This window comes from Limnothrix sp. CMB-01, assembly GCF_055193175.1.
Genome location: NZ_CM143720.1, coordinates 707,748 through 732,269, shown reverse-complemented (window position 1 = coordinate 732,269; position 24,522 = coordinate 707,748). Strand labels below are relative to the sequence as shown.

Here is a 24,522-nt window from a genome sequence, read left to right as displayed (position 1 = left end):
GATCCGACCCCCCTAGTTACTAATCAGTTGAGTAGAGATCGGAGCTATGCGTCACGGTCGTCGCGTTCCTAAACTTGGTAAGCCCGCTGACCAGCGTCGCGCCCTGCTGCGGGCCCTGGCCACGGAAACCATCCGCAATGGTCAAATCACCACCACCAAAGCCCGGGCCCGGGCTGTTCGCGCCGAGGTTGATCGCATGATTACCTTGGCCAAGGACGGTTCCTTGGCTTCCCGTCGTCGGGCCTTGGGCTATCTGTATGATGCCGATTTGGTTCATGCCCTGTTCGAGCAGGCTCCCCAGCGCTATGGTCAGCGGAATGGCGGCTATACCCGCATTTTGCGCACCGTGCCCCGGCGTGGTGACAATGCCGAAATGGCCATCCTGGAATTGGTCTAGGCCAAGACCAATCGCTGGGGTGTAGAGCAACAATCATGGCCGACTGTCCCGCCGATCAGCAACGTGTTGCTTTGGTGATTCAGTACCTGGGAACAGGGTTCTGTGGTTGGCAGCGGCAGATCCGCGATCGCAGCGTTCAAGCCACGATCGAAGACACGATCGCCGAGATTCTGGGGCATCCCGTTGTCATCCATGGTGCTGGACGCACCGACACCGGAGTTCATGCCTCTGCCCAAGTGGCCCACTTTGACGTGGCCAGCCCGATTCCCCCTCACCGTTGGGCGAAAGTCCTCAACACAAGGTTGCCAGATGATATTCTGATTCTGGCCTCCTGTGCGGTTCCGGGGAACTGGCACGCTCGGTTCTCGGCCTCGTGGCGGCGTTACCGCTATGTTCTCTACACCGATCCACAGCCGAACCTGTACCTCAAACCCTTCAGTTGGCACTATTACGAGCCAATTCAAGTGGAAAAGATGCAGGCGGCGATCGCCCCCCTCGTGGGTCGGCATCACTTGGCCGCTTTCCACCGTGCCGGATCAAAACGTCCCCATTCTTGGGTGGATGTTCAAGAAGCCTGGTGTCGGCGGCGCGGGCCGATTGTGGAACTTGAAGTTCAAGCCAGTGGCTTTTTGTACGGCATGATGCGGCTGCTGGCGGGGATGTTGGTGTTGGTGGGGCGCGATCGCCTCAGTGTCGAAGAGTTCACCCAAATTTGGCAGAGTGAACGCCGAGACCTGGTGAAATATGCCGCGCCACCCATGGGACTGTGCCTACTGCGCATTGGCTACCCCAACTCGCCCCTGCCAGAGATTGCTCGCACCAACACCCTGCCTTGGTTTGACCTGACCCAGGACGGCCCGGCAACCTTCAGCCCTCCCGTTACATAAAGATTCTAGGCTTAACGCACTACGCGATCGCCCTAGTTATAACTTCCCCGATTCAGCGATTTTCGCAACCCAACCAACCCCTATGTCCATTCCCACCAAGACTGCCCTGCCCTCCGTAAACGACGTTGACCGGCAATGGTACGTCGTTGATGCCGCTGGTCAACGCCTTGGCCGCCTGGCCACCGAAGTGGCTTCCGTCCTGCGGGGCAAAAACAAGCCCACCTATACGCCCCACCTGGATACCGGTGACTTTGTGGTGATCGTGAACGCCGACAAAGTGGAAGTGACCGGTAAAAAACGGACTCAAAAGGTCTACCGTCGTCACTCTGGCCGTCCCGGTGGGATGAAGACGGAGAGCTTTGAAAAGCTGCAAAATCGTCTGCCCGAGCGGATTGTGGAACATGCCATTAAAGGGATGCTGCCTAAAAATGCCCTCGGTCGGCAACTGTTCCGCAAGCTGAAGGTTTATGCCGGTGCAGACCATCCCCACACGGCACAACAACCCCAAGTCCTGACGATCAACACCATTCCTGGAGGTGAAGGCTAATGCAAGCAACGGATAACAACGGGCGCGTGATGTATCGCGGCACGGGCCGCCGTAAAACCTCGGTCGCTCGCGTGCGCCTGGTGCCTGGCTCTGGCCAACTGACCATCAACGGTCGTCCTGGCGATAACTACCTGCAATACAACCCGGTTTATCTGGCTGCGGCCAAAGCACCTCTGGAAACCCTCGGTTTGGAAGGGGATTACGACGTGCTGGTGAGCGTGGTGGGCGGCGGCCTGACTGGCCAGGCTGACTCGATCCGCTTGGGTGTGGCTCGGGCCTTGATTCAGCTTGATCCTGAAAACCGTAAGCCCCTGAAGGTTGAAGGCTACCTGACCCGCGACCCCCGCGCCAAGGAACGTCGCAAGTACGGTTTGAAGAAAGCCCGGAAGGCTCCTCAGTTCTCGAAGCGCTAATTTTCCAAGCGCCGACTTTCGAGGGGGAGGCCTCGGTGGCTTTCCCCAACGAATGGGCAGGCTGGGGGCTGGTGATCAAAAGACCCCGTTTGGAAGTCGCGATCGCCAGCTCTTTCGTGCAAATCCCCGCGATCGAATCCATGCACTTGAATGCGGTTCGATCGCCCTTAAATTTCCTAAACCTTGGTTGAGGTTCACATCATGGCAAAAGAAGGCATTCACCCCGAGTGGTACCCCGATGCAAAGGTCTATTGCAACGGCGAATTGGTGATGACGGTTGGTTCGACCCAACCGGAATTGCATGTGGACATTTGGGCTGGTAATCACCCGTTCTTCACCGGCACTCAGCGGATCATTGACACTGAAGGTCGTGTGGAGCGATTCCTGCGCAAGTATGGGATGGCAACCGAAACCAAAAAGGACTAGGGTTCCTTGGTTTGGTCGGCCAACTAATTGGCCAACTAAAATTGGCAAACTCAAAATTCTTCAACCAGAAGAAACAGAAAAAAGGAGCAGTTACTGGTTCAGCAACTGTTCCTTTTTATTTTCTGGGCTATTTTAGGCTCTATTTTTTCTAGGCTCTACGTTTGGCTAGAGATTACCCATGCGATCGAGGGGCCAAAACCGCCAAACTGCATGGCCAACAATCAAATCTTGCGGAACGACTCCCCAGCAACGGCTGTCGTAACTGCGGTTGCGATTGTCGCCGAGCACGAGATAGGAGTTGGGGGGCACTCGCACCGGCCGGGCCAGAAAAGGTTGTGGATCCCCTACGCAAACATTGGTATCCGTGCGCTGCACTGCATTGCCATCCGCGCTAAGGCTGGCTGGGCGCTCCCCTGAGCCACTCGCAGGACTGGGGCGACCGGTTGTTAAGACGGACTCGCGGGCAATATAGGGTTCGTTCAGGCGCTGGCCGTTGATGTAAACCTGGCCATCTCGCAACTCCACCAGTTCACCCGGCAGACCAATCACGCGCTTAATAAAAGCATCTTTGAGGTTGTGGCGGCGCAGTTCGGCGGTCGGCATGAAGACGATGATGTCGCCGCGCTTGGGGCTGCCGCCAAACCGGTATTGCAGTTTTTCGACAATCAACCGATCCTTCACCAGCAGCGTCGGCACCATTGATTCAGAGGGAATCCAGCGAGCTTCGGCCACGTAGGTACGAATGCCCAGGGCCAAGATAATGCTGAGACCAATGGTTTTGAGGACTTCAACCCAAGCGCTGTCGGTGGGGGGATTGGTGGATGGCTCTTTATGCGAGGAAGCGGGTTGATCGGTCACGAGAAAAATCCTAAATGCACTAAAGCAGTAGACGAGGGCGCTTCTTGAAACGCTGGGCGCTGAGCACCTTGGGCCAAGCCCGGGAAACGCAAACCAGGAGAAGCGCGATCGGGGTTCAGGATCCAAGACTGGGACTTGGGGAATGTGGGCGTTTCGGCATGATTGACCATTCTGCTTGAAAACTGGGAATCAATCCGTGCGCCGTTAGCCAGAAACTGAAAACTCTCAACTCCTATTACAGGCTATTACAGCGGTGAAAATTCCGGCTGGTCTGTTGTTGAGAAGATATACCGCAAAACCGCGAAAAAACCGCGAACGATCGCCGTTGACTATTGAGGGACTGGATCCGGCGAGGCTGTGGGGGTGATCGGTGCCCCCCAGCGATCAAGAGGAAAAAACCGCCACATCACCCGCCCCACCAGGGCTTGGCGCGGCACGTAACCGTAGGTGAAGGTCAGGGCTGGGGCAGTACCTAAGGCGGAACCATCGCTCATGACAAAGTAGGTGGCGGCGGGAACTCGCACGGGGGCGAGATCACCAATTTCGATCGCCAGGGACTGGCCATGGGCGATCGGGCGCTGATTGACCAAGAGTTGACCGCTTTGGATTTCAACCCGATCGCCGGGCAAACCAACGGCCCGATTGACCAACACTCCCCGAGGTTGATTCGGCGCGCTGGGCGGCATGAAGGCCACTAACTCGCCTCGATCGGGGTTGCGCCACTGGTAGCTCGCTTTGTCAATGAGCAGGCGATCGCCCGGTTGCAGCGTGGGCCTCATGGTCGGCAGGGTCACCAGATAGGAATCGATGACGAGCGATCGCATGGCCCCCATGGTCAGGAGCACCACCAATCCCGATCCCCACCAATGTCGCCGTTGCCAAGTCCAAGCGGGTGCTTGCCGCAGGGTTGCCGTCAGGGAAGGGAGCCAATGCTGCCAATGCCACCGCCCGCCCTGGTTGCCCTGGGGAGCCGTGGCGGATGCTGCGTTGCGGGAAAAGGGGCGCAATGGTTGCCCGTTTCTCAACCGCTTGGACTTTGGGGGTTGCGTTGACATGGGCGTGACGCTTGATTGTCGGTTGACCTAGGGACTGGTCAACCTCATTCAGGATACCGAATCCAGACCGGGGGATCTGCTGGAGGGTGGTGGTTGATACGGCCTGGGTGCGATCGTGATTCCCGACGATCGGTGGCCAGCACAAGGGGCGATCGCCCCGCCGGAGTGATCGCCCCTATCCAAGATCTTGGATGCTTCCCACAGTCCAAAAACTGTCCGTGCTGACGCTGAGCGGGAACTAACCCCCCACGCGCAGCAATTCCACGTCAAACACTAGGGTGGCGTTAGGAGGAATCACCCCGCCAGCTCCCCGGGCCCCGTAGCCCAAGTCCGGCGGAATCACCAGCTTGCGGCGACCACCAACCCGCATGGACAGGACACCTTCGTCCCAACCCTTGATCACTTGACCCACGCCAATGCGGAAGCTGAAGGGCTGACCCCGATCGCGCGAGCTGTCGAATTTTTTGCCGTCAGTGAGCGTGCCGGTGTAGTGAACCGTGACGTTCTGACCGGGAGTGGGGGCTGCGCCGGTTCCCACGGTGAGGTCTTCGTATTGCAGGCCAGAATCGGTGGTGGTCAGGTTGCTCGCGTCGGCCACGAGGGTTGTCTCCTGGGTATTGGTGGGCAGGGTGGCGATCTCAGGCGATCGCAGTTGGGCGGCCGCGTCGCTAATGAGACGGGCCGCCAGTTTGGAACCGTTGGCAGTGGCTTCGGCCGCCGGTTGACTGGATAGGGGGTTCGCTTCGGCGGTGGGGGTTTTGCCCGTGAAGGTGACCATCAACACGGCCACTAGGCAAACCAACATCACCCCAAAGCTGATTAACACATCACGCAAGGGTCTAGTCTCCTCGATCAATCTGCGAGCAAAGTGGGTCGTTCTTGATCCTAACGAGCGATCGCCCTAACGCCACAGTCGATTTTCCAGGTCGCGCACTTGGCGCTCTAGCCGATCGATCCGGCCGCGCAGTTCGTCCACCTCTGAGCGATCGGGCACACCAAAATCCTTCATCACCTTCCGAAACTGCTGCTGAATCAGGGAATCAAAACTTTCGCTAGGGGAGGGATTGCCGCCGGACTGCAAACGCTGCATCAGGTCATCCACCACCTTGCGGGCCTGTTCTGGATCCAAGCGGCCGCTGCGAACCCATTCATCGCTGGCTTCCTTGAGGCGTTCTGCAACAATGGCCGTTGTGCCCAGACCAATGGTCAGCAGTTGTTGCAGCCAGTTATTTCCATCCATCGGACGATCGACTCCGTATGCCTACCAGGGTTCATCAACAGCTCGGGCTGACGCTCGGACTGAGTGGCCCCGCCAATCATCGTTAGGCTAACACGGGCGATCGACCCTTGTGGGATGAGGATCAGTCGCGATCTCCGCCCGATTCGCCCCAGGATTGCCCCCGGCCTAACCCAGGGTGCTGGAAACGACGGGCATCGGTTCCGGCAGGGTCAACCCATCCCGATAAATCAACAAGTCAAACCAAAAAATCGTCCCCACGCCCACTTCACTGATCAATTTGACGCTGCTTTGGTGCTTGTCAATGATGTTACGGACGATCGACAAGCCCAGCCCTGTGCCTTCGAGGGTATGCACCCGGTTTTCGACCCGATAGAACCGATCAAAAATGGCATTACAATCTTCGGGGCCAATGCCAATGCCGGTGTCGGCCACTTCCACCCGCACCACGCTCACCACCTCGGGCTGAGATTTGGCTGGACCGGTTGCCGCATTCACTGGGCAGGTATCCCAGAGGGCCGGTTGAACGGCGGGGTCTTGGGGAACATAGGCTCGGATCGCCACCTGGCCGCCCTTGGGGGTAAATTTCAGGGCATTGCCCACCAAGTTGGCGAACACTTGCAGCAACAGATCATAGTTACCCAAAACGGGCGGCAGGCTGGGGGCCAGCTCTTGGGTCAGTTCAATTCCCTTGTCGCGAGCATTGAGCTGGTAGGTGCGCAGGGTTTGTTCGATCGGCTGTACCAGGTCGATCGCGTCAAAAGTGTAGCTACGGCTGGATTCCAACCGAGAGAGATCCAACACGTCATTGACCAACCGGGTCAGGCGATCGGTCTCGCGGTTGGCGGTGTCCAAAAACTCCCGCTGTTGCTCCGGCGACAGCTCATCGCCATAGTCATGGAGCGTTTCAATAAAGGACTTGATGTTAAACAGCGGCGTGCGTAGCTCGTGGGAAACATTGCTGATGAATTGGCTTTTGGCCTCATTCAGCTCCACTTCCCGGGTAATATCCTGCACCGTGACGGCAATCCCTCGGATGCTTTCGCGGTAGCGATCGCCTGGGGCCTCACCATCTTGATCGGCATAGAGATTACATTCCCTGGCCAGGGGCCGTTGGGCATCGCTGCACTGATCCTGCTGATGGTGCTCGCAGGTGTCGCACAAGTGCCCGTCCCCGATCGCCCGTTGGGATAGCACTGGCGACAGCAAAATGCGCACCGTTCGCTTCACCGGCTCCATCAGGGTAATGCGAAATTCTTCGCCCTCGTCGGCCTTGCCTTCCGCCAACTGGTAGAGCGGGCGCGTGAGCTTCACCTGCACCTCGGGCGGAAACTCATAGAGCACATTTCTGCCAATGATCGGCTGGCCGTCCGTTTCGCGATCCCAGCCAAAAATCTGGCGGGCCGTGGGATTCACCAACACCACGCGCAGATCCGTATCGAGCAGCAGGGCCCCATCAACGATCGTGGCGATGAGGGTTTCGAGCTTGGCCTTGCTGGCCGTCAGCTCTTCAATATTCTGTTCTTCGTAGCGCTCTAGGCGCTCCGCCATGTCATTAAAACTGGCAATTAGCTCCCCGAGTTCACCGCCAAACGGCAGGGTAATTCGCTGCTTAAAATCCCCGGAGGCGATGTTTTTGACACCGATCAACAATTCCTTAATCGGCTTGGTGATGGTGAGGGCGTTGAACACAGCCCCCAAAATCACCATCACCCAAATTGACACGAACACCGCGATTGTCACGTCGCGAGTCAAGCCCGACGAGGCCACCACCGTTGGATTGGGATTGGTACCCACGGCCAACACCCCCAAGTATTCCCCCTCGTGGGTTAGGGGCACAAACACATCCGTGACCTGACCGTTGGGGGTGAGGTGTTGACGCACCAAGGGGCGATCGAGATCGGCCGCATAGTCCGGCGGCAACTGAATCCGACGACGCAAGGTTAGGGAGTTCTTCACCTCCGTGTCGGAAAAGGGGATGCCGTAGAAGATATCCCCGTCCACGTCGGCATAGAGCAAGTACCGAACGCTGGAAGTGCTGTTATAAAACCGGCGCGAGAAGCCAGCCAAACCGCCCAAGTCTTGCTCCGCCACCAGGGGCGCAGTGTTGGCGGCCAAGAGCAGCCCCAAATCTCGCCCAAAACGGGTGTCGTTGAGCCGGGCATCCTGCTGGATGGTGTTGACGGCCCAAAAGGTTAGCCCGCTGGTCAGCAGCGACACCACCAAGGTTGCCACCGCCATCAATCGGGTTTGGAGGGTGAATTCTGACCACCAGCGACGCAGGATTTGCCGCAACGTAACGATCGCCTCAAGCATGGTCTCGGGGAGCGTGCAGATTGATTCGATCTTAAGGGGCTTCGGTGGGCATAGGGTCACTGGCGGCGATCGCACCGGGCAAGGGCAGGGTTTCCCAAGGTTGTTGGCGCACTTGATAGCCAATGTCGCGACGATAGGTTTTTTCGGTGTAGTCAATGGCCTCGATCGCCCGGTAGACGGTTCCGAAGGCTTCGTCAAAATCTGCCCCGATCGCCGTGACCCCTAGGACGCGCCCTCCATCGCTGACCAGTCGATCGGTGTTGCCGCTCGATCGCACCAGCCGCGTTCCCGCATGAAACACCATGGCCCCCACCGCTTCCGCCTCTGCTAAGCCCGCGATCGGAGTGCCCTTGGCAAAACTGCCCGGATAGCCCTGGGCTGCCACCACCACACAGCCGGCCACGCCCGATTTCCAGGCGATCGGGGGAAACTGGGCCAGCCGCTGTTCCACACAGGCCAACATCAGCTCATGAAGCGGCGTTTCCAGCAGCGGCAACACCACCTGGGTTTCCGGGTCGCCAAAGCGGCAGTTAAATTCCACCACCTTGGGATCCCCTTCAGGCGTGATCATCAACCCCGCGTACAAAACCCCTCGGTAATCAATGCCGCGTGCCGCCAGGGCCCGCACTGTGGGCTGCAACACTTCCGTTTCAATGCGCGCCATCAGATCCGGCGTAACCAAGGGAGCCGGGGCATAGGTTCCCATGCCGCCCGTGTTGGGGCCGGTGTCTCCCTCGCCAATCCGTTTATGATCTTGGGCTGGAATCAGAGGGCGCACGGCTTTGCCATCGGTCAGGGCCAGGACGGATACTTCCCGCCCTTCCATAAATTCTTCGATCACCACGCTGGAGCCAGCGGAGCCGAATTGGCCGCCAAAAATAGACTCCACCGCCTTGAGTGCCTCATCCAGGGTCATGGCCACGGTCACGCCCTTGCCCGCCGCCAGACCATCGGCCTTCACCACGATCGGGGCCCCGGTCTGCTGCAAATAGTCGCGGGCGGGGGCCAGCTCCGTAAAGGTGGCGGATTGGGCCGTGGGCACACCCGCTTCGGCCATGAGCGTCTTGGCCCAAGATTTGCTTGCTTCGATTTGGGCCCCCGCTTGGGTGGGGCCAAACACGGGAATTTGTCGCCCGCGCAAAAAGTCCACAATCCCGACGGCCAAAGGTGCTTCGGGGCCCACCACCACCAGGGAGACCCCTTGGGTTTGGGCAACGCGGGCGATCGCTTCAAAATCAGTTGCAGCGAAGGCAAAGTTTTGGCAACGGGGATTCAGGGCCGTTCCCCCATTTCCGGGAATACAAAAGACCCGCTCCACCTGTTCCGACTTCAACAACATGTGGGCGATCGTGTGTTCACGGCCACCATTGCCAACCACTAAAACCTTCACAGAATCTTTAACCCGCAGTTGTGAACAGAACTCGGCCAGGAGCCAGTATCTCAGAATATCGCACGTCCGCTCCTCTCACCACCGATCCCCGCTGGGAGGCTGGATCTTGTCCAATTTCGACTCAATCGCGGTTGATCGCCAATCATCAACGACCATTTCCGGGTTGGTTGTTTCCACGTTTGGGTGCAAAACTTCCTAGACTGGGCTAGGCGCTGGGCCAAAACTTGGGCTAAACCTAGACCAGCGATCGGGCGATCGCGCCAATTTCCCCTCAACTATTGCAAAACGGCGATTTCTGAACTCCCCATGACTACCAGCATCGTGACCGGCGCGGCCGGCTTCATTGGCTCCCACCTGGCGGAAACGCTGTTACTGCGAGGCGACCGGGTCATTGGCATTGATCACTTTAATGACTATTACGACCCGGCCCTCAAACGGCAAAACGTTGCGCCCCTGTTGGATCATGGCCAATTCCAACTGCTGGAGGTGGATTTGCGAGCCATTGACTGGGCCCCTCTGCTGGCGGAAGCGGATGTGGTCTATCACCAGGCGGCCCAGGCGGGGGTGCGGGCCAGTTGGGGGACTGGGTTCCAGGACTACACCGATCGCAACATCACGGCGACCCAGCGCCTCTTAGAAGCCGCGAAGCAGGCCCCGAATTTGCAACGGTTGGTCTATGCGTCCACGTCGTCCATCTATGGCGATGCGGAAACCTTTCCCACCAGTGAGTTGGTCTGTCCCAAGCCCGTGTCGCCCTACGGGATCACGAAATTAGCGGCCGAACAGCTCGGGCGACTCTATTGCAACAATTTTGGCGTGCCCTTTGTGGCCCTGCGCTACTTCACGGTTTATGGGCCCCGACAGCGGCCGGATATGGCGTTCCACAAGTTCTTTAAGGCGGCGATCGCCCATCAGGCCATTCCCATTTATGGCGATGGGCAACAGACCCGCGACTTTACCTATGTCAGCGATGCGGTGGCGGCGAATTTGGCGGCGGCGGTGGTTCCAGCGGCGATCGGGGAAATTTTCAATATCGGTGGCGGCAGTCGCGTGGTGTTGACGGAGGTGCTGGAGCAAATGGAGGCGATCGTGGGTCACCCGATCGCGCGTGATTATCAGGATCGGGCGATCGGGGATGCTCGCCACACCTCCGCCGACGTGACCAAGGCTCGCAATCTTTTGGGCTATGACCCTCAAGTCACGATTCGCAAGGGTCTTGAACAGGAATGGGAGTGGATTAAAACCCTCTACGCCGCTTGACCATTGCTCGCTCGACCATTTTAAAAAATTATTGCAAACCATTGCCAAACCTTGACTGATACTGGGCTTGACAGTCTTGGATAGATCTGGACTAAATGGGTCTGAAGCATTTCATGGCTTCAGTACTGACTGACAGGATCAAGGACAATGAAACGGTTTGTATCTTGGGCGATCGCTCTGGTTGCTGCTTGGTTGAGCTTTGCTGGTGCTGCCCATGCGGCTGATGTGGCCAATGGAGCCAAAATTTTTAGCGCCAACTGCGCCGCTTGTCATGCGGGTGGCCGTAACGTGGTGATGGCAGACAAGACCCTGAAGAAGGATGCCTTGGAAAAATACGGCATGAACTCGATCGAGGCGATCGTGAAGCAGGTCACCAACGGTAAAGGTGCGATGCCGGCCTTCAAGGGCAAGCTGACGGCAGACGGTATTCAAGATGTGGCATCCTTCGTGCTGTCCAAGTCGGAAGCCGGTTGGTAATTCATGGAAGCCGGTCAAGGCAACATTCCTCCACAGATGCCTTGACCGGTTTTGAGCGCCGGGCAGCCCTGGCGCTGTTCCCTCTGGCTAACCCACCCAATTGAACCCGAGTGTTGAATTGCCTTTCGGTCATTCAACAGGCTTCTGACCCTATGTCCGAACCCGATCGAACCGGGCGCTGGGCGATCGCGCTGCTGCTGAGCGTGGTTGTTTGGGGCCTCGCAGCTACTACCTACTGGCCATCCCGACTGACTCCGGCTAGCGTCCCGGTTTCTAGTCCGCAAGACCCGATGGCGCTGGGTGCATCAGCTTTTAGCCGTGGTGATTACGCAGATGCGCTAGCGGCCTTCGCGATCGCTGCCGATCAGACCCCGGATGCCCACCGGCAAGCCCGGGCCCACCACAACCGCTGCCTGACCTGGCTGGCGCTCGCTGACTGGGCGGCTGCGATCGGGGACTGCACAACGGCGCTGGAACTCAACCCCCAGCTTTGGGATGCATACCTGAACCGTGGTTTGGCCTATCGCGGGCAACAAAACCGGGCCGCCGCCACCCAGGATTTTGAAACGGTGCTGCATCAACATCCCTTGGATGGACGCGCTTGGTATAACCACGGGCTGGTGATGGCTGAACAACAGCAGGGGCGCGAGGCGATTGAAGATTTCAACCGAGCCATTCTGCAATTCGGCCACGAATCACTCGATCGCCTCGCTCAGGTGTATTACGACCGGGCGATGACCTGGCTGGATCAGGGCGATCGGCCCCAAGCCCTAGCTGATCTCGATCGCAGTTTACGCTACGGCCCCCAACAAGCCAATGGCTTTCATCTGCGCGGTTTGGTGCTACAAGCCCTGGGTCGTTCCACGGAAGCGATCAGCAGTTTTGACCGGGCGATCGCCCTGGCTCCCATGAACGGCCTGTCCTACATGGCCCGCAGTCAGCTTCACCAACAAATGCATTGCCATCAAGCGGCGATTCATGACTTGGAATGTGCTGTCCGTTGTTTCTATGACTGCGGCGATTGGGGGGCTTTGCAAACGGCCTTAACGGCCCTGCGCCAACTCCAGCAGAGCAGCTCCGTAGCGATCGGCTAAAGCTGCTAGTTAGACCGCCCGTTGCTTAGTTTGTTCACGCGTTGAATCATTGCGCTGAATGAATGCGTTGAGCTGTTGGGTGGGTCGTTAGTTGGGTTGTTTGCTGAGTTGTCCAGTTGTGTGCGCCTTACCCCGCCGTCCCCTTTGAGAAGGTTGGTCACCGGTTCACGATTTCCTCTGAATCCCCAAACTACCCTTCGCCTGCTATGCCACTGAAGTTATTTCGTTCTCCTGTTGCCTTGCGATCGGTTGGCTTAACTCTGGCGGTGACGCTCCTCAGCCCGATCGCCCAATCGATTTACCAGCCCGCCCGGGCCGATGGCAATCATCACCATCACCAATCCAGCCCCCCGGCCAGCCCTTCAGCCAGCCCGCACAGCCCCCACAATGGCAGCGGTCATGGCGGCGAGCATCAGCACGGTCGCTTTGATATTCCTGCTGGTCAGCCAATTCCCACCGTCAGTCTTTCCGTATTTCCGGATCCCAAACAGGGTTGGAACCTGCAACTTACGGTTCAAAATTTCCGATTTGCCCCGGAGCAAATTAACCAACCCGGTGCTTGGAACCAAGGTCACGCGCACCTATACCTCAACGGGCGCAAACTCACCCGGCTCTACAGCAACTGGTATTACTTGGAATCTCTGCCGAGTGGCAGTAACCAAATCCAGGTGACCTTGAATACAAATGACCACAAGGATTTGTATGCCAATGGTCAACGGGTTGAAGCCCAAACGGTGGTTCAGGTTCCCTAGTAAATGGCTGGTTTGGAGACTATGAAAAGCAGGGTGGAGGGCTTTAAAAACAGGCTTCAAAACCAGTCAAAATAGCCCTGAAATTCTGTGACCAATTCAGAGTGGGAAGTGTTACATGGCGTTGCAACTGATGGCGTTGCATAACGTTCAATATCGATCGCGTCACACTCGAAACCACCGCGCCTCGTGATCTTTAGGATCAAAAGGAATGGGGTTGGTTTCGGGTTGATCGCTTCACACACCTCCAACCGGCCCCTCCCCATTCATGGAGACCAATGCGCTTGCGGGTTCCCGCTTTCTGGCCATAGACCGGGCGATCGAACCCGCATCCGAGAGCCATTCAGGTTCGTAGGAGGGCAGGGATGATGGATCGGATCATGCAACACCTCATGCAACACCAGCCGCCAATCAACACCGGGAAAGTTGGGGGTGAAGGAACCTGGCTGAGAAAAACCTGGCCGCGATCGAGCGCCATTGCTTTGTTGACGGGGTTGTTGGTGCTGGTGCTGGCCCAGCGTGTGGCCAGCCAAACGCCACCGCCCCCCGAGGGCAAGGCCCAAGACCTGACGGCGGCGGGCGGTTTGGAGTGCGATCGCGCGGCCATTTTGCCCATGTTGGCGCAGCTTGAGTTGCCCTACAGTGAGCTAGCCACTTGCCAGCAATGGGTGGAATATGGGCTAGGGGGCCCCGAAGAAATCCCGCCAATCGTGGATCCAGGGGACGGCTTGGAAGTCTACTACGGGCCCGAAGGGGAATCCGTGTTGTTGCTGAGTGCTGGGGCCAAAACCGAGCAGCAGGCTCGCTATGCCCAAGGAATCAGCACCGAAGACAGCGGGCAATCGAACCTATGGCTATTTGGTCGCCAGGGCGATCGCACGCGGCCCAGCAGTTGGGCGGCCACCCAGTTGCGATCGAATCTGGGCCGCCAAGAACCCCTGAGTCAATTTGCCCCCGACGATGACCAAACGGCCCTGCGGCTGGAATGGTTTCTGGGCCGCCCCACGCCCTAGGTGCTTCTAGGGTTAATTGTCCGTGACCCAATCGCCGGAACAAGGGGCTGAAGCCCCTTGTCGTTCACGATCTGCCACGATCTGTCGCGATCTATCGCGATCTGCCAGCGGTGACGTGAGGGTTTTAGGCGAGTTAACGATCAGCCCTACACCGTCGGTTCAAACCTCAAGGCCCGACCACGCACCGATTCATTAACCTGGCCGTTTTCATAGGCCACCTGACCGCCCACGATCGTGTAAACCGGCCAACCCGTGAGATTCCAACCCTCAAAGGGACTCCAACCACATTTGGACAGCATTTCCTCCCGCAGCACCGGACGGTAGTTATCGAGATCCACCAACACCAAGTCCGCATCCAATCCGGGAGCGATCGCCCCCTTGTTGGGAATGCCAAACCCCTTCGCCACATTGGTTGACATCCACTGGGCCACTTGAGCCACCGTGCAGCGCCCCGCCGCCGCTTGGGTCAGCATCAGGGGCAAGGAGGTTTGCACCCCTGGCATTCCGCTGGGACTGTTGGGATAGGGTTGCGCCTTTTCTTCCAGGGTGTGGGGGGCGTGGTCAGTGGCAATGAAGTCAATGACTCCATCCAGCAGGGCTTGCCACAAAATTGCGCAATCTTCGGGCGATCGCAGGGGGGGATTCATTTGCGCAAAAGTGCCGATCGTTTCGTAAGCACTCACATCCAGCAGCAAATGTTGGGGGGTAACTTCACAGGTCACCCATTCGGGCTTGTCCTGACGCATCAGGTTCGCCTCATCACCCGTAGACATGTGCAGGATGTGCAGCCGCCGCCGATGCTTCCGCGCCAGCTTGAGGGCCAGTTGTGTGGCCTCCAGCGCGGCTTGGTTGTCTTGAATTTGAGAATGGATTGCCGGATCGGTAATGCCTGCAAATTGCTCTCGGCGCTGACGAATCCGGTCTTGGTTTTCGGCATGGACAGCAATTAAGCGCCCATAGCCCGTTTGTCCCGGCTGTTGCCCCATCGCGAAAATTTGATCGAGGATTGGCTCCTCATCCACCAACAAGGGGCCATGCATAGACCCCATAAAGATCTTGATGCCGCAAACGGGGTTCGCCGTGATCAAATCCGGCAACCGATCAGCAGTCGCTCCAATGAAAAAGCCATAGTTGACCACGCACTTACTCGCCGCGCGATCGAGCTTGTCTTGCAGCGTGGCTTGAGTAGTGGTTAGGGGCTTGGTGTTCGGCATCTCCAAAAACGAGGTGACACCGCCCTTGGCGCAGGCATGGCTGGCGGTTCGGAGATCCTCTTTATGCTCTAAGCCCGGTTCGCGGAAATGAACTTGGGGGTCGATCGCGCCCGGCAACAGAGTCAAACCCGTTGCGTCAATTTCACGGGCGATCGGCCCGATCAGGTCGGGGGAAATTTCAGGAGCCACCTGCCGAATCTGATCGCCTTCGATCCACACATCGCCTTGCAGGAAATCTCCGTCAGGCAACAGGATGCGAGCGTTCCGAATCAGCAGCGCAGGTCGATCGGTCATGGTTTTAACCCACTGAAGGAAGAGAGAACCAAGCGGCAGAAACCCGAGCTGGGAATCTTTCCAGCTTGGCATTGTCTCCGATTCCTCTCGATCTCTTGCAGGTGCTTCTTTAGATTTCCTGCGATCTCCCCGATCAGTGATCCCGTGGCACAGCTTCGGTGTGCCTATTAATCAGCCTAGTCAGTGCGGCGACGACGCAGCCCCAGGACTCCCATCGCCCCCACCACCAACAACGCCCCGATCGATCCCGGTTCTGGCACTGACACCGGATCCGTGGGCTGTGTGGGTTGCGGCGTAGGCGTTGCGGAGGGGCTGGGGGTTGGGCTAGGGCCGGGTTCCGGAGTCACAGTGGGTTCAGGACTGGGTTCCGGAGTCGGCTCAGGAGTTGGCTCAGGACTGGGCTGAGGGGATGGCTCCGGAGTCTTGACCTGAGACAGACCGCCCACCGTCATGTTGTCAAAGGCAAAAACATCGCCTTGACCCGTTGACATGCTGAAGGAAACGCTACTGAAAGCCTCCTCCATGGTTTCCGCAATAATGCCAAAAAACAGCACAGAACCGTCCGTACTGCCCGACGAGCCGATCGTGTTATTAACCGTCACCTGTTTTGTGGTGGACGCGCCCGCCAAAGTCAGGGTTAATTGGCCACCAAAATCACCAATATCAACCCCATAAAACCCAAAAGCTCCTACCTGCTGACTGAAATTGATTGTGAAGCGCCCCCCAGCGTCCACTTCCCAAAATTGAGTCCCGGAAACGGCATAGCGACCCACGCCATTTGTCCAGCCCACGGGCACGCTTGAAATTCGACCATTTCCCGAGAGTGTTGCGGTTCCAGCTCCGGGAAATGACACATTCAGAAGATTGTTAGTACCGGTGATTTGACTTTCAAAGGTCTCAGTACCCACACCGGTCAAATTTGACAAAAAAGCGGCTTCCGCTGCCTGAGAGTTGGTGAGATTGGCAGCCGGAACCCAAGGATTTGAATTTAAATCTTCGCCTAAAAACATTCGATAGGCTTGGGCTGGTGCAGAAACTGCCAAGCAGGTGGCCACTGAAGAAGTGACAATCGCAGTCAAGCTCAGAGCCGTTTTAAGAAGCTTCATAGATCTATGGGGGGAATATCAAGATGAAGACAATTCAATGACTGTCACCCTGCATTGATTATATCGATAGATCCGGAGATAAATAAGCTTTGATGTATCAATTGAAACCTGAAAAACAGCCGCCAAATCAGGCGTTTTCGAGTCTATTTTTCACAAAACCTTTAATTCAATCAACTAAAAGCCTTTTTTCAGACAATCCTTCATTTAATCTTTAATAAAAGCCTTTAATCGTTGCAAGAACGGGGGCCAGCAGACCAAGCAAGGGCGATCGCTCCCCCATTGAGTGGACAAAACCGCCATAGGAGATAGTGACGGTGATGGCGACTAAGGGCGATCGGGTGGGCTGGTGTCCAATGGAGGATGACTAGGCAGGGCGATCGCATTGCGATAAAGCTGTGTCAAGGTTCCTGTGAAATCAACGGATTTCAACTGAAACTGATCGGCGCGATCGGGACTGTAGGTGGTTAGCACCCAATCATCCCCCGTGCTGCGGCGAAAGCATTCAACGCGTTGGCAACTGGTGTTAATCAAGGCATATTCTTGGAGGCTTTCGATTTGCTGATAGTCAAAAAACTTGCTGCCGCGATCGTGCAGTTCTGTGGTGTCTGACAGCACTTCAACAATTAAGGTTGGGAACTGTTTATCGTAATTATTTTCAGGCGTAATGACCGTATCTCTGGGGTCACAAGTCACCAACAGATCCGGATAAAAATAGCGATTTTTGTGGACAATTTGCAGGCGCATATCGGTCATATAGAGCCGACAGGGTGGCGCAATATGCCCCAACAGTGCCGCAAACAGATTCCCCACGATCGCCACATGGGCATCGCTCGCCCCAGCCGTCGCCACCAGATAGCCATCCCAATACTCATGCTTGGTGGGACTCACGGCTTCTAGGGCGAGGTAATCAGCAACGGAGAGGCGATCGGGCAGAGCAACCATCGGGGTGAGCAACGCTGCAAACTAAGGGAACTCAACCCCAGTCTAGCAAGGGCGATCGCTCCCCCATCGAGTGGACAAGGCAACCACAGGAGAGATACTAACAGTTGTGGAGTGGGGCGATCGACTAGCTCTGCATCCCTCGCATCGCAATTGTTAGTTTCTTCGAGTAACTGTTCCTTAATTGTTAATCTGACTTTAGTAATAGAACAGACTGGGTGGCTGTGGCGATTAATAACGATGACTCTAATTCTAAACAAGACTTCGCTGTGCGGCGCGATCGCTTGATTGAGGCGATATCCCTAGCATTCTGCGATGTCCAGCTTGAAGATGGGATTACGCTTCACGAAGCGATCGTGCTGGATGACTACGGCACACTTGAAGAACAGAAACGCGCCAGATTGTTAGATACAGAACAGCATTGGTCAGAGGTTTCTGAACGTAAGATTTTGGACTGTCCTTCTGCACTTTCATTTCTGGATCAAAAGGGCTTTTTATTTTATTTGCCTGCTTTCATGACCTTGGCATTGCGAAATTTTGTAGCCGATCCGCAGGGGATTCGATCGTCCTGTGAATATCATCTGACCCACGACTATCCACACGGCTTGCAGCGATCGCAGCCGGCCGAGATGGCCCAAAAACGCGGATTTTCGCTGGCTCAAGTGGCCGTGGTGGCGCAGTTTTTGCGGTTAGTTGTGGATTTTGATTTGGGTTATGAGGGCATGGCCTTTGTGGAGGCGGTGGAGCGGTGGGAAGCGCTGGCCGATCGCCTCCACTAGCTGCTGTCAGCTAGGAGCGATCGCCCATGTTATGTCCAACCCCCGGCCGTTTTGGTTTCGACAATCAAGGTGCGGGCGATCGCTCCCCCATCAACTGGACAAAACAGTCATAGAACCGCTTCCGGGCCGCAAAGTAATCCGATTGAGGGGAACGGTGACGACCATGGCGGCTAGGGGCGATCGGCTATGAATTCCAGTCTAGCAAGGGCGATCGCCCCAAGATAGGTCACGATCATAGTGTTACGATCGCCTTATCAAACTCGGATTACGGTTATGACTTTTGCGGAGTTACGGGCAGCAACCTTGCGCCTATCGTGGGGCGATCGCTGGCGGCTTTGGTGGTCGTTGGGGCGATCGTTGCTGGGCGCTTTATTGCCTGGTCAACAGGGGCAGTTAAATGATGAAGATTCAGCCCCAGGATTAGCCAATCATCTATCAACCATTCATCCCAGTTGGCCGGCTGAGTTTGCCCAAAAAACGGCTGGTCAATGGCAAGGTGAGCCTTTAATCAGGCCTAGTCAAGAGGCTGCTGATCATCGAGATGCGATTAATTGGTAATGTATCTGCTCGACACGAATGTTTGTATTCAATATCTCAATGGAAATGCTCAGATTCAGCAGCGGCTATTGAGTTGTGAGAGAAGTCAGATCAGCACTTGCGAAATTGTTCGCTTTGAGCTGTACTACGGCGCATTCAGTAGTCGCCGCGCTCTGGAGAATGTTGCACTGCTGAATACATTCTTTGAACCGTTGATTGTTTTTCCGTTTGATGCCGCTGCGGCGATCAAATGTGGCGAGATTCGATCCCAACTCAAGCGCCAGGGGCAGCCCATTGGCCCCTACGACCTCCAGATTGCAGCGATCGCCCTTTCGCGGAATTTGGTTTTAGTAACGCATAATGTTCGTGAGTTTTGCCGCGTTGAGGGGTTGCGTTGGGAGGATTGGGAAGGCTAGACAATGGGTCAGAACGACTTAAAAGTACTGAACTGAACTACTCGATCGCGCCAGGACAGGTGGGAAGTTTGGGCAGTGGCGCGATCGAGCCGGGTTAATGTCATGGTGGTTGAGGCGATGTTGTCTTTGTCCTTAGTCTAGCAAGGGCGATCACTCCCCCATCAACTGGACAAAACAGTCATAGAACCGCTGCCGGGACGTAGAGTAATCTAGTTGAGGGGAATGGTGACGACCATGGTGGCTAAGGGCGATCAGCTAGTTCGGTCACTAACCTGGATCATAGTCTGTCATCATGTTGAATGCCCTATCTCCGCATTGCTATACAGCAAATAGGAAATAGGGCATCGGAATAAGCGGCGCTTCTACCTGTATCTTGCAAGTGTCATCCAGACGCAGGTTACTGCTTTTGCTGACGACGAGTTGTGGCTAAACCACCTAGAGCAAATAGCCCTAAACCTAAAATAGTGCCCGGTTCAGGTACTGACACAGACTCAGATGGAACACTGACGTTGACAGTAGTCCGACCATATCCTGTGGCAGTCAGATAAAGTGTGTCATCTTTACCACGACCGTCGGCAGCTAGATCGCGCAACGTAACGTCGAATTTCGCACGATCTCCAGCGGGTACATCAAGGTCTGTTCCAGTCTTTTCACCCGAGATATCACTAGCAATTTGACGAACGTAGTTATAGTCGTCACTCTCAACAAACAGCTTCACGTCACTCAGTGCGTTCTTGATACCCGTTTGGACGGCATCAACTAGGTTTGAGCTGTCTGCACTCAGAGTCACAACTTGACCAAAACCCAATTGACTCACCAGATCCTGATAGATCGAGGTTACGTTGGTCGTAGCGGCAAAAATTGGAACAATTCCTGAATCAAGCAATGCCTTACGAACCTGCTCCACAAAGGGATAATCCTCGTTAGCGTCGATATTTGCGTCCCCATTGTTAGGGAGTAAACCAACGCTAGTGCCATCACCAGCCTTGTGATAGCTCGCATCCGTCTGCAAGATCACAGCTTTGAAAGCACTGTCACGAAACCCAATTTCTGATTTGCTCCGTAAAGCAACTTGGAACAGCGCTTCTAGCTGCGACTCAGGTTCATCGAATCCGTTACGAATGGCTAGACCGTTCACGGCGGTTTGTAGTGCAGATCCATCGCTGCCAAGGGCTAGATCGGTCTTGTAAACATAGTCTCCTGAACCTGCATCTCCAAAGGAAGCAATGGGCTTATCTACAAACGAACCCAATCCAAAACGCACGCTGGAAGAGATGCTACTTAGACCACTAAGCAATCCGGGAACCGATGCCCTAACATTCGGCAGGTCATCGCCAAAAGAACCAGATAAATCATTAAGCAAAAAGACATCAAGTTCTGATGGGGCTTTAGTTTCCACTTCAACACGGAAAGTCAAGGGATCTTCTGGTTCTAGAAAAACATTGACAGTAGATGGGGTTACAGGTGTGCCAGGTGTAGTGCCAGTGATCATGCTACCGGCAAGAGAAATAGGCGCAAGTGATGTCCAAACAGTTGCTCCTGTAAGCAGTGACACCAAACTCAGGTGGATCTTATGCATGAGGGTTCTCGTTTTGAGGGTTGTCTTGTGTGTAACTGCTGCTGACTTGAGCTGAGACAGGCTTGCTCACAGTGATTGGCTAGTATGACTTCGCTCACCAAGGATGGATCGACATCAGCAACGAGTTACAGACTTGATTGAGAAAACGGCACAATTCAGGCTCTGATCCCCAACGATGGTTAACACCCATACCATTAAGCATCCGGTCTTAATCCATGTTCTACCCAGAATCCTAGAAACCTGGTTAGTAAAAATAATTAGTCCATGGATTAACCTAGCTTGGCATTGTTACCAGGAGGGAGTAGCTTTCTGTAGATGTGTGCTTATGACAACTTTAGGTGATCAAAAAATCAGATCACAAGACTTATAAACAAAAACTGTCGGGATCAAAAACTGGATTAAATAAATTGAAGTCAAAATTGCACAAATTTGGCACGAGGCGATCGATAGAGATAATCCTGTGCGGTTTGGTAATTTAAAGGCCGATCGAGTCTGGATTTTGCGACAGGCGTTGCGAGGTCACCGGCAGGGGCTAAGGCGAAGACTGAGAATTCTGGTCTCAGAATGGGTTTGGCGGCATTGAGTCAGCAAAATTAGCACCTCTAGAGAAACTGAGGAGCCTGTGATTGGATAATGTTAATGTCCAATCTCGGGTATTTTTAGTCACATCGCTGGTCACATGGATTGATCGCCCCGGTGATTTAACTCGGATTGACGAAGGCTCGCAGATGAACCATGAACTGGCTATTGCTTGGGTGTGGATCGCTTGATCCGAGATTGAAGTTTTGTGAATTGTTGAATTAGGGAGAGCACCCAGGTGATTTTCTGGAGATTCGCTTCGAGGGCTGGTTCAAAGGCCCGGTAGGTTTGGCGAAATCCATAGATGCCGCGCTGGCCGATCGCGATGTTTTGCGGCGCATTCCCCAGGACGGCATGGGTGCTGCGGGCGGCGGATTCCAGGCCCTGAGCGGTGTTCCGGAGGGTGCGCCGTAGTTGCCACAGTTGCCAAGCCAGCCACAGCAGGCCGATCGAGAGGAGGCCGTCAATTCCCACAACCGCCCACAGGCCGATCGCGCTGGGAACCGAAGGCACTGTGCCCACAACAGGCTGAAGAAGGTGCAAAACCATGGCGGCCAAGGGCGATCGGGACAGAAAACAGCAGTTCCCCGTAGGCTAGCACGGGTGGCAGGGGCGATCGCGCCTTGTGTTTGCTTGGCTCAAGTCCCCGTCAAGTCCCCAGTCGATCAAGGGAGGATAACGGGTTCATCTGTTCACTTGGCCAGCGGGCGGTTGGGGAGCAAGGCCTGTTGATGGAGGGTGGCTTGCACCAACTGTCGGAAATAGCTGATGGGTTGTAATTGCAGTCGATCGCGCGTGGTCACCAACACCACTTCTCGCTCGATCGCTGGATCCGCCAGCGGTAGCACTCGCAAACCTGGATCCTCCTTCGCCTCCAGCACGGCCGACTCTGGGAGAAGGGCCACACATTTTCCCTGGCGGACAACTCCCCGAAAGGCATCGAGGGTGTTCAACTCCAAGGCAACCCGCAGGGTAATTCCCTCGCGGGCAAACTGTTCCTGCACCAACCGCTGCATTCCGTAGCCATCCTTGAACACCACATGAGGATATTCCCCCAGATCCAGCCAGGACACTTGCCCATGGTTGGCGAGGGGATGGGATGCGCTGACGAGGGCCACCACGGGTTCCTTGTAAAGGGAATCCACCACCCAATCGGTGTTATTGGTCAAAAACCGGTTATTCATGACCACGGCCACATCCACTAGCCCATCGCGCAACACCTTGAGCGATCGATCGCTGCCCAAGGCCGTCACCCGTAACTGCACTTGGGGATAGGTTTGAATAAAGTCCTGCAAAATGGCGGGCAGTCGGTAGGCACAAACGGAGTGAATGGCGGCGATGCAGAGTTCCGGTTGTTGCCCTTCGCGCAGGTTGGCGATCGCCCGATTTGCCAAGTCCCACTCCTGCACCATTCGGCGGGCGTGGGGTAACAGTTGGTTGCCAGCAAGAGTGAGTTGGATGGGGGTGCTGCGACGAATCAGGGTTAGCCCCAGGGTAGACTCCAGGCTCTGAAGTTGGCGGCTGATGGTGGATTGGGTGACTCCGCAACGCTTAGCGGCGGCCTGGAAACTACCGGTATCCGCGATCGCGAGGAAGGCCTGTAACTGTTCGAGTCGCATGAGCTGGGGCAAGCAAGGAACCCAAGGGCGCGATCGGGGACGTTGGGAAAATAATCCACATCAAGACCCGATCACGGCCTAAGCCAGCAAACTTTGCCATAGTTCCCCGTTTCCTTGCGCGATCGCCCTGAACATTGCGCGACTCCGGCCCATGCTGTTTTTGAATGATGGGTTAATCAACGGTCGATTAATTACGGTTAATTACGCCTGATTACCCCTCATCACTCCCACTCGCTCCTAATCATTCATGGGCCAGCCCAGTGGTTGTTGATCGACCCCGTGATCGAATGAGGCGCTGCACTGCCGCGATCGCGGGATTCAGTTCTGGCCCCTTGCGGTGAGGATCTGCCTCAAACGATCGTTGCTCCTGCTCAATCATCAACACATCCTGCTCCACCAACCCTTCCAGCAACTTGGCCGCCGCATTAAACATCCGATCTTTCACCCACTGGCGGATCGCCACCGGCAACTGATGCAGTCGCTCGAAGGCGTGTAGGGAGGTGAAATGCACCAAATAGGCCCGGGTGTGGGTGGCGCTGACGGGACAAAACAGGCAATAAATCTTGAACTCTTGGCCCAAGCTAGAAGCCCAGTGGGGATAGACATAGCTCACCCGGAGTGGTTCCGGGTGTAGTTTGCGCATGGCGGGGATAAACAGTTGCGCCACCGCCCAAATTTTGTCAATTCGGTAGTAGCTTTGGGCTTCGTAGAGAGCATCGACTCGATCGGGCAATTCGGTGAGCTGCTCCAACTTCGCGGAAGCCCAAGCCTGGTAGTCCTGATGCAAATGCCCATGGTACATATCCATCAGGTTTTCGATCAGAAAAGAAAAATGCCCCTGACAATCGATCGTGGTCATGGAAGCGATGTAGTTTAAATGGCTCCATTCCGGCAGTCCCATCGGTTCCGGCAACACCTGCCCTGGTTGTAATTTCCCTGGCCACAACCAAATGAACCCATCCAATTCCCGCACCGGGTAGGTACGAATTCGGCAAGTGGGCAGCTTTTGGTTATCTCCCAGGTAGGGCACATCCACGCAGGCCCCAGCATTGTCGAACTGCCAACCGTGGTACATACACTCGATCCGATCGCCCACCAAGCGCCCATCCGACAACTTCACCAGTCGGTGGGGACAGCAATCCTCTAGGGCTTGCACTTGCCCTTGGGTGTCGCGGTAAAGCACAATTGCCCGCCCCCAAAGTTCCACGCCCAGCGGCTGGCGAGTGACTTCCCGATCGCTCGCCACCACGTACCAATGGTTGGGGTCGATGCCGGTTGCGCGTAGGGGCACTGTCTTGGCTGGTTGAGCAGTCGTGGGGGTGGCAGTTTCAGGAGACATAG

At 55.9% G+C, this 24,522-nt stretch carries 25 protein-coding genes; 12 read left to right on the top strand and 13 right to left on the bottom strand.

What is annotated here, in order from left to right:
- Positions 1-46 precede the first annotated feature (46 nt).
- The 5 genes from rplQ to rpmE all read left to right on the top strand — a co-directional run bounded on the left by rplQ (position 47) and on the right by rpmE (position 2,670).
- The gene (gene rplQ / locus ACZA91_RS03060; protein ID WP_099534719.1) at positions 47-397 is read left to right on the top strand and encodes a 50S ribosomal protein L17; all 351 of its coding nucleotides are present in this window, start codon (positions 47-49) and stop codon (positions 395-397) included.
- Between the two features lie 35 nt (positions 398-432).
- Positions 433-1,284 (top strand): tRNA pseudouridine(38-40) synthase TruA, encoded by an 852-nt coding sequence (gene truA, locus ACZA91_RS03055; RefSeq protein WP_190356077.1) that lies wholly within the window; start codon positions 433-435, stop codon positions 1,282-1,284.
- A gap of 82 nt (positions 1,285-1,366) precedes the next feature.
- Positions 1,367-1,831: a 50S ribosomal protein L13 gene (gene rplM, locus ACZA91_RS03050; protein ID WP_190356076.1), complete on the top strand. Its 465-nt coding sequence runs from the start codon at positions 1,367-1,369 to the stop codon at positions 1,829-1,831.
- A complete protein-coding gene (gene rpsI, locus ACZA91_RS03045) occupies positions 1,831-2,244 on the top strand; it encodes a 30S ribosomal protein S9 (protein ID WP_099534722.1) in 414 nt (137 codons plus the stop codon). Before rplM ends, rpsI begins: the two co-directional genes overlap by 1 nt.
- A gap of 201 nt (positions 2,245-2,445) precedes the next feature.
- Positions 2,446-2,670, top strand: a complete 225-nt coding sequence (gene rpmE / locus ACZA91_RS03040; protein WP_099534750.1) for a 50S ribosomal protein L31 — start codon at positions 2,446-2,448, stop codon at positions 2,668-2,670.
- 165 nt (positions 2,671-2,835) lie between these two features.
- Here rpmE and lepB (ACZA91_RS03035) read toward each other — a convergent pair whose 3' ends face one another.
- From lepB (ACZA91_RS03035) to purD, 6 genes are all read right to left on the bottom strand, one after another.
- Positions 2,836-3,528, bottom strand: coding sequence for a signal peptidase I (gene lepB, locus ACZA91_RS03035; RefSeq protein WP_099534723.1), 693 nt, complete (start codon positions 3,526-3,528; stop codon positions 2,836-2,838).
- A gap of 329 nt (positions 3,529-3,857) precedes the next feature.
- The gene (lepB, locus tag ACZA91_RS03030; RefSeq protein WP_463184615.1) at positions 3,858-4,583 is read right to left on the bottom strand and encodes a signal peptidase I; all 726 of its coding nucleotides are present in this window, start codon (positions 4,581-4,583) and stop codon (positions 3,858-3,860) included.
- A gap of 238 nt (positions 4,584-4,821) precedes the next feature.
- Positions 4,822-5,418, bottom strand: coding sequence for an FKBP-type peptidyl-prolyl cis-trans isomerase (locus ACZA91_RS03025; RefSeq protein ID WP_190356074.1), 597 nt, complete (start codon positions 5,416-5,418; stop codon positions 4,822-4,824).
- Positions 5,419-5,484: 66 nt separating this feature from the next.
- Entirely contained in the window at positions 5,485-5,823 is a 339-nt protein-coding gene (locus ACZA91_RS03020; RefSeq protein WP_099534726.1) for a phasin family protein, read from the bottom strand.
- Between the two features lie 165 nt (positions 5,824-5,988).
- Positions 5,989-8,136, bottom strand: a complete 2,148-nt coding sequence (locus ACZA91_RS03015; protein WP_463184612.1) for an ATP-binding protein — start codon at positions 8,134-8,136, stop codon at positions 5,989-5,991.
- A gap of 31 nt (positions 8,137-8,167) precedes the next feature.
- Complete coding sequence (gene purD / locus ACZA91_RS03010) at positions 8,168-9,526, bottom strand: phosphoribosylamine--glycine ligase (RefSeq protein ID WP_190525897.1); 1,359 nt, start codon at positions 9,524-9,526, stop codon at positions 8,168-8,170.
- A gap of 306 nt (positions 9,527-9,832) precedes the next feature.
- On the opposite strand from purD, the gene ACZA91_RS03005 reads away from it, so the two are divergent.
- From ACZA91_RS03005 to ACZA91_RS02985, 5 genes are all read left to right on the top strand, one after another.
- Positions 9,833-10,786 carry an NAD-dependent epimerase/dehydratase family protein gene (locus ACZA91_RS03005; RefSeq protein ID WP_190356071.1) on the top strand — a complete coding sequence of 318 codons (954 nt, stop codon included), beginning with the start codon at positions 9,833-9,835 and terminating at the stop codon, positions 10,784-10,786.
- A 147-nt stretch (positions 10,787-10,933) separates the two neighbouring features.
- Positions 10,934-11,263, top strand: coding sequence for a cytochrome c6 PetJ (petJ, locus tag ACZA91_RS03000; RefSeq protein ID WP_099534730.1), 330 nt, complete (start codon positions 10,934-10,936; stop codon positions 11,261-11,263).
- A 152-nt stretch (positions 11,264-11,415) separates the two neighbouring features.
- Entirely contained in the window at positions 11,416-12,357 is a 942-nt protein-coding gene (locus ACZA91_RS02995; protein ID WP_463184609.1) for a tetratricopeptide repeat protein, read from the top strand.
- Positions 12,358-12,563: 206 nt separating this feature from the next.
- Positions 12,564-13,109 (top strand): hypothetical protein, encoded by a 546-nt coding sequence (locus tag ACZA91_RS02990; protein WP_463184606.1) that lies wholly within the window; start codon positions 12,564-12,566, stop codon positions 13,107-13,109.
- A 362-nt stretch (positions 13,110-13,471) separates the two neighbouring features.
- Complete coding sequence (locus tag ACZA91_RS02985; RefSeq protein ID WP_463184604.1) at positions 13,472-14,119, top strand: hypothetical protein; 648 nt, start codon at positions 13,472-13,474, stop codon at positions 14,117-14,119.
- A 146-nt stretch (positions 14,120-14,265) separates the two neighbouring features.
- On the opposite strand, the gene ACZA91_RS02980 is transcribed toward ACZA91_RS02985, so the two are convergent.
- The 3 genes from ACZA91_RS02980 to ACZA91_RS02970 form a co-directional block, all read right to left on the bottom strand.
- Positions 14,266-15,627, bottom strand: a complete 1,362-nt coding sequence (locus tag ACZA91_RS02980) for a dihydroorotase (RefSeq protein WP_463184602.1) — start codon at positions 15,625-15,627, stop codon at positions 14,266-14,268.
- A 176-nt stretch (positions 15,628-15,803) separates the two neighbouring features.
- Positions 15,804-16,733: a PEP-CTERM sorting domain-containing protein gene (locus ACZA91_RS02975; RefSeq protein ID WP_463184600.1), complete on the bottom strand. Its 930-nt coding sequence runs from the start codon at positions 16,731-16,733 to the stop codon at positions 15,804-15,806.
- Between the two features lie 324 nt (positions 16,734-17,057).
- A complete protein-coding gene (locus ACZA91_RS02970; RefSeq protein ID WP_463184599.1) occupies positions 17,058-17,675 on the bottom strand; it encodes a Uma2 family endonuclease in 618 nt (205 codons plus the stop codon).
- 221 nt (positions 17,676-17,896) lie between these two features.
- Here ACZA91_RS02970 and ACZA91_RS02965 point away from each other — a divergent pair, with 221 nt between their 5' ends.
- Positions 17,897-18,451, top strand: coding sequence for a DUF6714 family protein (locus ACZA91_RS02965; protein ID WP_463184597.1), 555 nt, complete (start codon positions 17,897-17,899; stop codon positions 18,449-18,451).
- 557 nt (positions 18,452-19,008) lie between these two features.
- A complete protein-coding gene (locus tag ACZA91_RS02960; protein WP_463184596.1) occupies positions 19,009-19,404 on the top strand; it encodes a PIN domain-containing protein in 396 nt (131 codons plus the stop codon).
- A gap of 397 nt (positions 19,405-19,801) precedes the next feature.
- On the opposite strand, the gene ACZA91_RS02955 is transcribed toward ACZA91_RS02960, so the two are convergent.
- From ACZA91_RS02955 to ACZA91_RS02940, 4 genes are all read right to left on the bottom strand, one after another.
- Positions 19,802-20,983, bottom strand: a complete 1,182-nt coding sequence (locus ACZA91_RS02955; RefSeq protein ID WP_463184595.1) for a PEP-CTERM sorting domain-containing protein — start codon at positions 20,981-20,983, stop codon at positions 19,802-19,804.
- Between the two features lie 744 nt (positions 20,984-21,727).
- Positions 21,728-22,120, bottom strand: coding sequence for a hypothetical protein (locus ACZA91_RS02950; protein ID WP_463184593.1), 393 nt, complete (start codon positions 22,118-22,120; stop codon positions 21,728-21,730).
- 134 nt (positions 22,121-22,254) lie between these two features.
- Positions 22,255-23,181 carry a LysR family transcriptional regulator gene (locus ACZA91_RS02945; RefSeq protein WP_099533410.1) on the bottom strand — a complete coding sequence of 309 codons (927 nt, stop codon included), beginning with the start codon at positions 23,179-23,181 and terminating at the stop codon, positions 22,255-22,257.
- Between the two features lie 241 nt (positions 23,182-23,422).
- Entirely contained in the window at positions 23,423-24,520 is a 1,098-nt protein-coding gene (locus ACZA91_RS02940; protein ID WP_463184592.1) for an aromatic ring-hydroxylating dioxygenase subunit alpha, read from the bottom strand.
- Positions 24,521-24,522: the final 2 nt, after the last annotated feature.

Bases quoted from the DNA above. Each gene is read 5' to 3' on its own strand.
- rplQ (WP_099534719.1), top strand. From the start codon at position 47: ATGCGTCACGGTCGTCGCGTTCCTAAACTTGGTAAGCCCGCTGACCAG.
- truA (WP_190356077.1), top strand. From the start codon at position 433: ATGGCCGACTGTCCCGCCGATCAGCAACGTGTTGCTTTGGTGATTCAG.
- rplM (WP_190356076.1), top strand. From the start codon at position 1,367: ATGTCCATTCCCACCAAGACTGCCCTGCCCTCCGTAAACGACGTTGAC.
- rpsI (WP_099534722.1), top strand. From the start codon at position 1,831: ATGCAAGCAACGGATAACAACGGGCGCGTGATGTATCGCGGCACGGGC.
- rpmE (WP_099534750.1), top strand. From the start codon at position 2,446: ATGGCAAAAGAAGGCATTCACCCCGAGTGGTACCCCGATGCAAAGGTC.
- lepB (WP_463184615.1), bottom strand. From the start codon at position 4,583: ATGTCAACGCAACCCCCAAAGTCCAAGCGGTTGAGAAACGGGCAACCA.
- ACZA91_RS03020 (WP_099534726.1), bottom strand. From the start codon at position 5,823: ATGGATGGAAATAACTGGCTGCAACAACTGCTGACCATTGGTCTGGGC.
- ACZA91_RS03015 (WP_463184612.1), bottom strand. From the start codon at position 8,136: ATGCTTGAGGCGATCGTTACGTTGCGGCAAATCCTGCGTCGCTGGTGG.
- ACZA91_RS03005 (WP_190356071.1), top strand. From the start codon at position 9,833: ATGACTACCAGCATCGTGACCGGCGCGGCCGGCTTCATTGGCTCCCAC.
- petJ (WP_099534730.1), top strand. From the start codon at position 10,934: ATGAAACGGTTTGTATCTTGGGCGATCGCTCTGGTTGCTGCTTGGTTG.
- ACZA91_RS02995 (WP_463184609.1), top strand. From the start codon at position 11,416: ATGTCCGAACCCGATCGAACCGGGCGCTGGGCGATCGCGCTGCTGCTG.
- ACZA91_RS02990 (WP_463184606.1), top strand. From the start codon at position 12,564: ATGCCACTGAAGTTATTTCGTTCTCCTGTTGCCTTGCGATCGGTTGGC.
- ACZA91_RS02985 (WP_463184604.1), top strand. From the start codon at position 13,472: ATGATGGATCGGATCATGCAACACCTCATGCAACACCAGCCGCCAATC.
- ACZA91_RS02980 (WP_463184602.1), bottom strand. From the start codon at position 15,627: ATGACCGATCGACCTGCGCTGCTGATTCGGAACGCTCGCATCCTGTTG.
- ACZA91_RS02975 (WP_463184600.1), bottom strand. From the start codon at position 16,733: ATGAAGCTTCTTAAAACGGCTCTGAGCTTGACTGCGATTGTCACTTCT.
- ACZA91_RS02970 (WP_463184599.1), bottom strand. From the start codon at position 17,675: ATGGTTGCTCTGCCCGATCGCCTCTCCGTTGCTGATTACCTCGCCCTA.
- ACZA91_RS02960 (WP_463184596.1), top strand. From the start codon at position 19,009: ATGTATCTGCTCGACACGAATGTTTGTATTCAATATCTCAATGGAAAT.
- ACZA91_RS02955 (WP_463184595.1), bottom strand. From the start codon at position 20,983: ATGCATAAGATCCACCTGAGTTTGGTGTCACTGCTTACAGGAGCAACT.
- ACZA91_RS02945 (WP_099533410.1), bottom strand. From the start codon at position 23,181: ATGCGACTCGAACAGTTACAGGCCTTCCTCGCGATCGCGGATACCGGT.
- ACZA91_RS02940 (WP_463184592.1), bottom strand. From the start codon at position 24,520: ATGTCTCCTGAAACTGCCACCCCCACGACTGCTCAACCAGCCAAGACA.